13 protein-coding genes and 1 pseudogene are annotated in these 11,709 nt (G+C 33.5%); 10 read left to right on the top strand and 4 right to left on the bottom strand.

The features are described from left to right. Positions 1-107: 107 nt before the first annotated feature. The 4 genes from ABJI11_RS14050 to ABJI11_RS14035 all read right to left on the bottom strand — a co-directional run bounded on the left by ABJI11_RS14050 (position 108) and on the right by ABJI11_RS14035 (position 3,595). Positions 108-857, bottom strand: a complete 750-nt coding sequence (locus tag ABJI11_RS14050; RefSeq protein ID WP_348353478.1) for an SDR family oxidoreductase — start codon at positions 855-857, stop codon at positions 108-110. A gap of 444 nt (positions 858-1,301) precedes the next feature. After that, the gene (locus ABJI11_RS14045) at positions 1,302-1,901 is read right to left on the bottom strand and encodes a DUF6642 family protein (protein ID WP_348353475.1); all 600 of its coding nucleotides are present in this window, start codon (positions 1,899-1,901) and stop codon (positions 1,302-1,304) included. Positions 1,902-2,056: 155 nt separating this feature from the next. Then, positions 2,057-2,800 (bottom strand): hypothetical protein, encoded by a 744-nt coding sequence (locus ABJI11_RS14040; protein ID WP_348353472.1) that lies wholly within the window; start codon positions 2,798-2,800, stop codon positions 2,057-2,059. Between the two features lie 72 nt (positions 2,801-2,872). Then, complete coding sequence (locus ABJI11_RS14035; RefSeq protein ID WP_348353469.1) at positions 2,873-3,595, bottom strand: alpha/beta fold hydrolase; 723 nt, start codon at positions 3,593-3,595, stop codon at positions 2,873-2,875. Between the two features lie 212 nt (positions 3,596-3,807). On the opposite strand from ABJI11_RS14035, the gene ABJI11_RS14030 reads away from it, so the two are divergent. The 10 genes and pseudogenes from ABJI11_RS14030 to ABJI11_RS13985 all read left to right on the top strand — a co-directional run. Then, positions 3,808-4,362: a LemA family protein gene (locus ABJI11_RS14030; protein WP_348353466.1), complete on the top strand. Its 555-nt coding sequence runs from the start codon at positions 3,808-3,810 to the stop codon at positions 4,360-4,362. A gap of 6 nt (positions 4,363-4,368) precedes the next feature. Continuing rightward, the gene (locus ABJI11_RS14025) at positions 4,369-5,520 is read left to right on the top strand and encodes a glycosyltransferase family 4 protein (RefSeq protein ID WP_348353463.1); all 1,152 of its coding nucleotides are present in this window, start codon (positions 4,369-4,371) and stop codon (positions 5,518-5,520) included. 1 nt (position 5,521) lies between these two features. Next, entirely contained in the window at positions 5,522-6,475 is a 954-nt protein-coding gene (locus ABJI11_RS14020) for a hypothetical protein (RefSeq protein WP_348353460.1), read from the top strand. Positions 6,476-6,479: 4 nt separating this feature from the next. Further along, a complete protein-coding gene (locus ABJI11_RS14015; protein WP_348353457.1) occupies positions 6,480-6,887 on the top strand; it encodes a hypothetical protein in 408 nt (135 codons plus the stop codon). Then, positions 6,887-7,990, top strand: a complete 1,104-nt coding sequence (locus ABJI11_RS14010; protein ID WP_348353454.1) for a glycosyltransferase — start codon at positions 6,887-6,889, stop codon at positions 7,988-7,990. Before ABJI11_RS14015 ends, ABJI11_RS14010 begins: the two co-directional genes overlap by 1 nt. Next, positions 7,987-8,595: a hypothetical protein gene (locus tag ABJI11_RS14005; protein ID WP_348353451.1), complete on the top strand. Its 609-nt coding sequence runs from the start codon at positions 7,987-7,989 to the stop codon at positions 8,593-8,595. The genes ABJI11_RS14010 and ABJI11_RS14005 overlap by 4 nt, the downstream gene beginning before the upstream one ends. After that, positions 8,595-9,401: a hypothetical protein gene (locus tag ABJI11_RS14000; protein WP_348353448.1), complete on the top strand. Its 807-nt coding sequence runs from the start codon at positions 8,595-8,597 to the stop codon at positions 9,399-9,401. Before ABJI11_RS14005 ends, ABJI11_RS14000 begins: the two co-directional genes overlap by 1 nt. 289 nt (positions 9,402-9,690) lie before the next feature. Further along, entirely contained in the window at positions 9,691-10,479 is a 789-nt protein-coding gene (locus ABJI11_RS13995; RefSeq protein ID WP_348353445.1) for a BspA family leucine-rich repeat surface protein, read from the top strand. A 12-nt stretch (positions 10,480-10,491) separates the two neighbouring features. Further along, positions 10,492-10,911, top strand: a pseudogene (locus tag ABJI11_RS13990) (BspA family leucine-rich repeat surface protein); the annotation flags it as partial. Beyond that, on the top strand, positions 10,885-11,709 hold an 825-nt coding region (locus ABJI11_RS13985; protein WP_348353481.1), incomplete at its 3' end, for a BspA family leucine-rich repeat surface protein. The pseudogene ABJI11_RS13990 and the gene ABJI11_RS13985, both read left to right, overlap by 27 nt.

Genomic DNA, 11,709 nt, shown 5'->3' with positions numbered 1-11,709 from the left:
GGTATAATTATTTGTGAAAAAATTAGTCATACTCAATGTATTTAAAAAACCTCATTTCAAATATATTAAAATGAGGTTTTATTTGCCGTTAAATTGGTGTAAGTACCTTAGATTGAGTTGATACCTCCGTGTACTGCAACTTCTTCACCTATCATGTATGAAGAATCATCAGAAGCTAAAAACAATACTGCTTTTGCTACTTCTTCTGGTGTTCCAAAACGGTTTAATGCAGTTTGTCCAGTAATTGCCTCGGCAGCTCCAGAAAGCACATCATCAGGTAAACCTATTTTCCCCCAGAAAGGAGTTCCAATTGGTCCAGGACTTACGGCGTTAACACGTATGCCTTGTTCCGCTAATTCAGCTGAAGCCACACGTACTAAAGATCTTAATGCTGCTTTACTAGCGCTTAATAAACTACTTCCTGCAAATCCAATCTCATTTAACCAAGACGTGGTAATTATAACGGAAGCCTTAGGGTTTAAATTTTTAATTGCTTTTTGTAATGTAAAGTAAGACCCTTTAAAGTTTACATCCATCATGTCATCAAAAAATGCTTCGTCTGTATCTGCAACAGGTGCTAATTTTCCTTTTCCTACATTAATGAACAAGGTGTCAATTCCTCCAAACTTAGATTTAGTTTCAGAAAATAATCTATCTAAATCACTTTGGTTAGTAATATCTCCTTTTACACCGTAACTATTAGATCCTAATTGTTTTACTGCTGCATCTAAACCTTCTTGACCTCTGCCAAAAAGAACAACTTTTGCTCCGTTATTAATGAATTCTTGAGCTGATGCTAAACCGATACCACTAGTACCTCCTGTAATAACAGCTACTCTACCTTCTAATTTTCCCATCGTTTTTTCTTTTTTATTAAATAAATTAAACATAGAATTTGTTTTTCGTTATTACTTGGACAATGAAAAAACAATGGTGTTACATAACTTTTGAAATTAGGGTGAAAATAAATCTATAAAGGATTATTAAAGATGTTTGCATATTTGTCTGAAACCCTTATACCATCTACCTTCTCACCTGATTATTACATTAGTTTGAGTAATTTTTTTTAATATATTTTAAAAAAAATAATTTGAGATGCTGGCAATATCTATCTGGTACTTAGCATTCTAAAGAATATTTTGCCTCAATCATTAAATAAAGTTGTAGAAAAGTCTAAGCGACATAATTAGAAACTGTATAGAACGATAATTTTAATCTGAAAATAAAATACTTCAATGGTATTCTACAAAATAAAGAAGCTTAGAATCTTAAAAAAGTATGTATTCTTTAAATGACTGCGCTTAATAGTACAACCTAAAATCTAACATTTTACAAACGTTGTAATGTCTTTGGTGTAGCTCCTCAACCACCTCGAACATATCATCATCTTCTTTAAAAAGGTTAAAGAATGCCTTGTCTAGGTTAGCGCTGCTTACGCCGTTAAAAGCATTACCGTAGCCAGAAACCGCTTTTGCGTTGGTAATATCTAAAAAATACTGTGCTTCTTCTTCATCGAGATCCAGAATTTTAGCGTTGGAGAAATGCAAAATCTTCCCTTTTAACCGCCCTTCAAATATTTCGGCAATTTCCTGTAACGTATAATAGTAATCGTTTAGGCAGATACTATTGGCTTCGCCGTGCATGACCAAGTAGATAATTTCATAATCCTTAAAATTATGATCATCTAAAACTAGTGCGTTTAAGCTATCTTCAAGACCTTCAATAGTATCACATGTTTTGTAGATACTAGCAATACCATATTTCATGGCTAATTGTTCTAGACTTTCTTGCGCTTCGGTCAGCAATTCATTTTCTATATCATCCACCCCTTCTAAACAGTATATGAAATGGTCTTCATCTGTTAATTGTTCTTGGGGCAATTGTCTTCGTTTCTCTAACAAGCTTTTGTATGTATTTGGGGTATATAAAAGACAAAATTACAGCAACTGTTTTATTCTTTTTAGCGTTTTTGGTATAAATATGGGTTGTTATGCATACTGCTTCCCTCCCATCTACAAATTGCACGGGTAATTAGTTAGACTAACCTAGAAAGCTATTATTGTATAGCATCTAAAAATGGATGCATATCTAATAGCTTAATATCATCGCGCTTACGTAATTCTCTTAAAAACCAACCTTTATGACCTGCGCCATAAGTAATTAGAATTCGTTTACCTTGATAGCGGTGTTTTTCAAGAGCCTTTTCAATATTCCAATAATGTGCAATATTTATATTTTCCCAACCACCAAGGCCTAGTTCTTCATTAAATAGCTTATTATAGGTTTGTAATCCTATATCTTGAATACTGTCATAAGTATTGGTATGGATAAAATAAGGGTCGTTAACCTTGCCACTAGCATTGTACAAGGAATCTGTACGCTTGTTTGCAGTAACGTATGCCTGCCAATCTGCTGTTCTAGAAGTGTCTTTCCGTATAGCCCTTAATTTCTCCCCTCGCTCATCAGCCATGATCTTGCTCCAACCAGCAGTAGGGATAATTTCAAAATCCATAGTTTTTGATAATGGAAAAACAACATCTACATATTCAGGAAAACGCATGGTACGTGGTTCAGAAATACTATCGTCTCTTTTAAACCCGTCATAGGCAGCTTTAAACCGATTTGGAGGAATCTCGGTCAATATAAAATCAGGATCAATGTTCTTGATCAATTTTTTTAGATAGTCAGTAGTATAAACACTATCCGTTAGGTGTCCGCCGTGAATAGTTCCTAAGACTAACACTTCGTTTTTTACTTTCTTATCTGTGTCCTCTTTTTTATTCGCTTGCTTACATCCCATTATGGATAAAAGTAAAGCGCATAATATATAAAAATGGATGGATGGCTGTCTCATGATATGTTGAGGGTATAATTAGATTTGCTTTAAAAAGTTCTTTACAGCTTTCCAATAGCCATCATTATCATCAAACTTTTCCCATAGGGCACGTGAACCATGATTTCCTTTGGTAGCCGGGACATATGATACTTTTGTTGTGGTAGGTATGGCACCGTTTATGGCTACCCAATTATCTTGCTCGTTTTGTGCAGAAGTAATAAACGTAGGTACTTTAATATTTGTGGCGCTATTTTTTATAAAATCGTCTTTGCCAAAATATTCTCCTGGAGAAAAAGCCATGGCAGCATCAATATTGTTAGGATAGTCTCCAGCATATTTAAGTACCAAAGAAGAAGAGTAAGAACTACCCCAGATAATTACTTTCTTTGGGTTATATGTTTTTTTTACATAAGCCACGGTTGCTTCAATATCTTGAAAAGCATCTAGGTATTTGGTCTCTTTCCCTGCTTCTGCCGCTCTTTGGTTGGTCTGGTTGGTAACGGAATTCACCGCTCTGCCAGAACGTTGGTCTATTGCTAGGCAACTATAACCTAAGGCATTTAACTTAGGTGCTATTTCTTTGTATTCTCCACGGCTCCACCCTGCTTGATGAAAAAGGAGTATAAAGGTTTGGCTCCCCTTGGTTTCATAATAATCTGCGGTAATCTGCAAACCATCTTTAGAAGGAAAGTCTATTGTTTTTTGTGCGAACATGCATAAGCTGCTTAAGCCTATGACCAAAGTGAAAATCGTTTTCATAAATAGCGTTGTTAGTTATAAAGGCATGAGTCTGCCTTTACTGTGTTTGCTTACAAAAAATAGCGATTAAAAATATAAGTAATGCATCTAAGATTTATGCTAGGCATTTTAATAAAAGCCATTATCGAATAGGCTTTAGTTTGTAGGAAGATGATTCCAATTAATATAATATAACTCGACTAATTCTGTTATTTTAGCATAAAACTATTCTTATGCTTGTATCTATTGTAATCATTGCCATTGTTGTAATCCTGTTTTTATATGCTGTATCTGTGTATAACGGCTTAGTACGAAAGAAAACGGAAATGGAAGAAGGCTGGAGCAGTATTGATGTATTCTTGAAAAAGCGATATGATTTGATTCCTGGATTGGTAGAGACCGTAAAGGGGTACGCAACTCACGAGAAAGAAACCTTTGAAAACATTACGAAAGCACGAAATCTAGCCCAAAAGGCTTCATCTGTTGATGAACAGGGAAAAGCAGAAAGTGCCTTGAAAAATTCGATGGTCAATCTTTTTGCCGTAGCCGAGAATTATCCTGAATTAAAAGCGAATAGAAACTTCAGTGAGTTACAGAACGAGTTAAGCTCTTTGGAAGACGATATAGAAATGACACGTAGATATTATAATGGTACGGTAAAAGAAAACAATATTGCTATTGAAAGCTTTCCTTCCAATATTTTTGCCAACATGTTCAATTTCAGTAAAGGTGAGTTTTTTGAAATTGAAAATGCTCTAGAGAAAGAACCGGTTAAAATTTCTTTCTAATTGTCGATGACAAGAAATGTATACGCTACATATGATGTGTTCCCTAGCGCAAAAGGGGCATCTACGCATATAAGGGAGATGATCAACGTATCATCAAAGCAATGCGATGAATTGCAATTATTCTGCTTACGAGGTAATAGCACCTACCCTGCCGTACAAACGGAAGGTAATATTGTTGTAAAGCGTTATTACAACGAAGAGGAAATGAATTATTTAAAAAAAGCATCTCTTTTCTCTCAGCAACTATTCATTGATATCCAAAAAAATAAAGAGTCTATTCAAATAGGGCATTTTAGAGATGTTTGGAGCGGCATGGGATTAACTGCCGAACCTAGTATAAAAACCATCTTTGAGGTAAATGCTTTAACATCCATAGAACTACCTTACAGATACCCTAATTTAACACCCGCTTTTCTAGAGAAACTAAGAGCACTAGAATCTAAATGTTTAGAAAAAGCGACTGTAATCATTACTCCGTCAGAAGTAACAAAAACCTTTTTAGAAACAGATTATGCTGTTGATGCTGCGAAGATCAAAGTAATACCGAATGGGGCACATATACCAGAATCCTACGAAAGACCAATAGACGCACCTGAACAGTACATTATTTATTTTGGAGCCATACAACCATGGCAAGGTGTAGATGTGTTGCTTAAAGCAATGACGTACTTAGAAGATTTTGAAGAGTTAAAATTGGTTATTTGCTTAGCGGTAAAAGAAAAAGCCTTTAAACCGTATAAAAAACTAATAGAGAAATTAGGCTTAGAAGATCGTATTATTCTAAAGTCGAGATTATCTAAAAAAGATTTATATAATTATATACACTACGCAGAAGCTTCTATAGCTCCTTTAAAGGCATGTGATAGAAATATTACCCAAGGTTGCTGTCCACTAAAGATATTAGAAAGCATGGCTTGTGAAACTGTGGTCATCGCAAGTGAACTACCCGTAGTTACCGAGTTGGTTACAGAACAAGAAGCTTTACTTTTTGAACCCGATAGAGAGCAAGACCTAGCACGTTGTATTCGTTTTGTATTAGATGAGCCAGAACGAAAGAAAACCTATATCTCAAATGCTTTTGACAAGGTGAAAAGCAATTTTCTGTGGAACGATCAAAAAGAGAAATTGAAAAACATTTACCAAGAACTTACGCTCTAATATGGATAGACAAGGCAATGAATTAAATAAAGAGCAATATACGGGCGCTCCTATAGAAAGAGCGCACTTGCACAGAGGTTTTAACGCCAAAAAGACTCCGGTAAAATGGATTCGTTTTTTCAGGGCTTGCGTATTGCAACGAGAAATAGCCAGAGAACAAAAGAGTAAGGCAATAAAGAAAATTTGGTTTATTCTTCTTGGAGTCTTCTTATGTAATTTCATAGCAATTCCGTTGAACTTTATATCTGAGACTTTAGGAGCAGTATTTGCAATAATAGGTATGCTCGCATGTCCTGGGTTAATCGTTGCGATTATCATGACCTACATAACGAACAGAAAGTTTAAAAAGAATTTTACAGATGGTTTTGACTTTTTTGCAGATTACTTCTCTGCCTTATTTACCTTGATCGAAGAAGATTTGCAGTTAAATTCAAAAATAGCGTTAGAGGCGAATGTAAAAGATACGGTAACAGAAGAAAATCTTATTAAAAATGAACCTTATAACAGTAAAACTAGGGGATTCATTTCAGGTGTAGAAAAAAATTATGAACGAATTATTAGTAAGGGCTCCTGTTTTTTTAATGACGAATCGTTGATTTTCTTTCAATTTAGTGAAAGAACAAGAAAACGTATTATCAAAAAAAGAGGTAGCTCTGGTAAAAGGAAAACAAAGCACAAGTATAGGGCTGCATATCCTTTTACCATTAAAATGAAAATACCCAAACATAAATATCAGTTAAAGCCGACAATTGATACTTCTCAAATAAGCTTTGCTGAAGATGATGAGTATTATGTTTTTAAGGTATATCGAAAATTCGATGTTAAAAAGGAAAATCCGGATCAATACAGTCCGTATAAAGAAAGTAGCATTACTTCTTTTGCGGTAGATTATTTCTCTTTAGAAGTTATAAACCTAATCAACACCTGTTATAGCTGTGTAACGCCTAGCGCATAATTTTATGGAAGATAATACAATACGTTGCGAAGAATTTACCGGACTATTTGTAGTTCGGAATTGCGAAAATAAACCGACCATAGTTTGCGATAAGTGCAAGAAGAACGTGTGTAACATACATGCGTTTAAAGCCAATAAAATTATAAGTCAAAATAGTGAACCTCTGGTTTATAAAAAAAAGAATGCCATATTATGTCTTAGTTGCTTTGTAGAATTCGATGCACGGTTAACCAATGATATAGAGCTCTACTCAAAAGATAGGTCTGTTTGGAGAAGAAAAATGATTAATAGATTCCATGAAGAATATCCATACATGGTATTTATGGCAGATGATTATGGTAGTTTGTTTGATAGCAGTTCTACGGTTTTCTTGCATGATGATTCTGATGATGGATCTTATTTTGATAGTTAATGAAGGTTTTATTAATCACTCAAAATTACCCACCCAATAAAGGGGGAATGGCGGTTTCTTGCGATCGCTTGGTACGTAATTTTAAAAAAAATGGCGTTGAGGTACATGTCGTTCATTTTACGAATAGAAAGAAAAAGTTTAAAGTAGATACTGTTGTAAAGGGAACCTATGCTGCTGTACCTATAGAAAGTTCGGAAGAGTTTACATTATCGTTGGCATCTGAATTTATACAGCAACTCCCTTATTCAGATATATTAACACATGTTGGTGTATTCGGTGGTAACCTGCCACTTAATATTGGACCCATTTTATCTAAATGGATACAGAAACCGCTAATCACGTTTATCAGAGGAAATGATTTTGATGAAGGTATCTTTTCAAAGAAGCGAAATCAATTATTATATGCATTAGAAAACTCTAGGTATGTATTTACGGTAACGAGCGAGAAGAGAGAGAAAATAGATAAGTTGGTTTCACATAACAATACCTATTTTACCCAAAACGGAATTAATACAGCATTATGGAAACCGGCTAAAAGTCATCTTAAACGTATTGATGCTATTAAAAAGGCGTTCAATTCTAAAATACCGATTGCCTTTGTAGGGCAATTAAAAGCCAAAAAAGGGGTTGTAAACTTTGTAGAGACCTTTGCGAAATTTCCGCATAAGAATGACTTTGTACTGTGTTTAATTGGTGACGTTAATGACGAAACCAAAACATACATTTTAAATTTAGATGTCAATGTAGAGTTTTATGATTTTGCCAAACAGAATGAACTGATATCTTTTTATAATGCAGTTGGTATAGTTGCCATACCTTCATATTATGACGGCATGCCCAATGTACTTTTAGAAGCCGCAGCCACTAAAAATATTGTAATCGGTGCTAATGTTGGAGGGATAAAAGATGTAATTAGTAATAAAGCCGATGGGTTTTTATATAACCCAATACAGTCTAATGAACTATTGGACATTTTGTTGCAAGTACATAAAATGACACCTGCTGAAAAGGAAGCTATGAGTGAGGCATTGTACCAGAAGATTAAAACGAAATATACCGAAGAAATAGAAATAACGAATTATCTAAATATTTTAAAACCATGAGAAAAATAAACATCCTTTTTGTACTGACAGTACTGCTACTAGCAAGTTGTAAAACAGAGAATAAGAATACGTCTAGCCCAGCACAAACTACTACAGAAGCAAGTGCAACTACAAATAGTTTAGATGTTACCATTGCAAATGCTGACGGAGCATTAATTGGTGGTTTTGATCTATCACCTATAAAAATCGTTGCAAACAATACCACCTATACGTTTAAAAGTAAGCCAGACAAGCATAAGTTCTATGCTAACGGAAAAATGACATACGAGGTAAAGTTCAAAGAAGGAAGTTTAAAATTGCGTGATCAAGATTCAGAGTTATTATGGAAAGTAAAGATGTATCCTGATAAGGTTAAAATATCTGATAACGAGGAGAATGAAAATGCTTTTGAAGTACGCCCTTATGATGATAAAATTAAGGTAAAACATGATGGAGAAGAGTTATATCGAGTGAATTTAGAGGGTAACATTGTAAAAGTAAATGACACCGAAGCTTTTACACTTTCTTCAAACCAAGAAAGTTATGTGTATGCTATTTTAGCAATAGACGAAATACCTAATGAGCATAAAATGTTCATTATCGCAGAATTATTAAATAAGATATAGTGTATTTATTTTATGTCTATGGTGCCGGTTTTGGGCATATAAATAGGGTTTTGAATTACATATACACACAAAATATTCCGTTGGCGGATTGTGTGTTGTTAACGAATTCTATTTATCATGACCGGGTACCTAAAGATATAAGAACACTACATAAAGAAGATACATCTTTTAAAGATAAAGATGGTTTCAACCTCTTTATTCAAAACTGCATAACGGAGTATAAAATAGCTACTTTGGTTGTTGATGTTTTCCCTGCGGGATTTTACGGGGAACTGGAAAAAAGCATCACAGAACTTACTACCATACAGACCATATTACTGGCTCGCACAGTAAACAAAGACTACTTTGAAAAATATGGGAGTCCGGTTTATGATATTGTCTACACACTTGAAAACGGAATTGAATTAGCGAATTATCAGTACAAAAAAGTGGTTCCGTTTACTTTGCAAATAAAACCGCGAGAGCATTCACAAGAAGTAATATTTAAGAAACCCTATTTTTTGGTGATGCACTCCTCCCCTTTAGATGAGGTTTTGCTATTGTACAAACAAGCGCTATTGTATCGCACTAATGAGCACATTTATATCTATTCATTTTCTGATATTCCGAAAGATTTAATCCCTGAAAATACTAGCAGTATTCACGGAAACAGTATTGAAGAACACGTATTAGAAAATGCTACAAAAATTTTTACAGGCTGCGGATTTAATAGCATACTAGAGACTGAAAAATATAGAGAAAAACAATATGTTCTACCTTTTAAAAGGAAGTATGATGATCAGTTTTTGAGGAAGCGTTTGATATGAAATTGTTGGGTTTAAGTATTTCTGTATTTAAAGTCGCTTCATAGGTAGAATCTAAAATGATTCTAGTAAAATTCTATCAATAGTATGATTTGATATACGAATATGCATTAAACAATATATTTGAGATACTAACGGAACTTATGTCAATTATTAATTCTATATAAAACATCAACATTTTTAAGAGAAGTTAAGGCGATTATTTTTCGTTTAAAGGCTTACTAATACACATTATCGATTAACACAAATTTTAAGAAAATTTTAAACTATTTTTAAAATTATTCTTCTTTCTATGCAAAAAATAATATTAACTCTACTTTTAATTTATTCTTGTTTTACTATTTCGGCACAAACAGAATTTATTACAACTTGGAAAACTGATAATCCGGGTGCCTCAGCTGATAATCAAATTACCATACCTACAAATTTCAGCGAAATTTATAATTATAATATTTCTTGGGGTGATGGTAATACAGATATTAACGTTACTGGGAGTATAACACATACTTATGAAAGCCCAGGCATCTTCCAAGTCTCAATTTCTGGTTTATTTCCTAGAATTTTTTTTAATGGCAATCATAGTTATTATCCCACCGATAAAGATAAAATTTTATCAGTAGATCAATGGGGGGATGTAGAATGGTCTTCGATGTCAAATGCCTTTTCCGGATGTGATAATCTTGAAATATTAGCAGCTGATATACCTAATTTATCAAATGTTGATTCAATGGATTATATGTTTAATTCATGTAATTCTTTAAACGGAAATTTTGCGAATTGGGATACAAGTACTATTACATCAATGATAGAAACGTTTGCTGAAACTGAAGTGTTTAATCAGGATATTTCAAATTGGAATGTTTCAAGTGTAACGGATATGGAGGGCATGTTTAGGTCCGCGAAGTCTTTTAATCAAGATATTAATGCTTGGAATGTTGTTAATGTGACAAGAATGAAAGAAATGTTTTCAGGTTCTGAGACTTTTAATCAAGATATTTCAAATTGGAATGTTTCGAGCGTAATGGATATGACAGCCATGTTTAAATCTTCTAAAAATTTCAATCAAGATATTAGTATTTGAAATGTTGCCAACGTAATATCAATGAAAGAAATGTTTTCGGATTCTGAGGCTTTTAATCAAGATATTTCAAATTGGAATGTTTCGAGTGTAAAGGATATGACAGCCATGTTCAAATCTTCTAAAAATTTCAATCAAGATATTAGCATATGGAATGTTGCTAATGTGACAACAATGAAAGAAATGTTTTCAGGTGCTGTCGTATTCAATGAAGATATTAGCGATTGGAATTTGGCAAATGTTCTAACTATGGAAGAAATGTTTTCGGAAACAGATTTTTTCAATCAAGATATTTCCAATTTAAATGTTTCTAATGTGACTGATATGACAGGTATGTTTAGGAATGCAAAACTGTTTAATCAAAATTTAGGAAATTGGAATATTGAAAATGTGAAAAAGATGGATTACATGTTTGATGATTCAGCATTATCCAATGAGAACTATGATAAAATATTGATAGGTTGGAGTATCTTGAATCTACAAAGTAGAGTTACATTGGGTGCAAATAAATCATTTTATTGCAGTAGTAAGTACGCTAGAAATTCTATTTACCATAAGTTTAGATGGATATTCAATGACGAAGGCGACAGCTGTCCGTTTATACCATTTGAATCAATTTGGAATACTTCAGAAACAGGTGTGACAACAAATAACCAAATTAGAATACCTGTATTTCCTGAAGCCACTTATGATTATGATATTGAATGGGGAGACGGTACCTATGATTTAAATGTTACAGGTGAAATCACCCATACGTATGAAAACTCTGGAAGTTATAAGGTTTCAATACATAGAGTATTTCCGCAAATTTATTTCAATGGAGCATTAAGTATTATTGAAAATGATAAGTTAAAATTGTCATTGATTGAACAATGGGGTGATGTAAAGTGGCAATCATTTGAAAATGCTTTCTCTGGATGTTCTAACCTAGACGTTAGATCAAACGATGCTCCCAATTTAAGTAATACTACAAGTACAAAAGCAATGTTTGAAGATTGCTATTCTTTAAGAGGCGTTAGTTCTTTTAATGATTGGAATATGTCTAATATAATAGATATGTCCTCTATGTTTTATGATTGTACATTGTTTAATCAAAATATTGGCAGCTGGAATGTTTCTAATGTCATTAATATGGAAAATGTCTTTAAGCGTGCCATACGTTTTAATCAGGAAATAGGTGATTGGAACGTATCTAGTGTTACAAACATGAACTATATGTTTCAAGGAGCAAAG

This window comes from Maribacter sp. (assembly GCF_039968975.1).
GTDB lineage: Bacteria > Bacteroidota > Bacteroidia > Flavobacteriales > Flavobacteriaceae > Maribacter.
The sequence above is the reverse complement of the archived record's forward strand: the minus strand, read 5'-3'. Positions and strand labels throughout refer to the sequence as shown.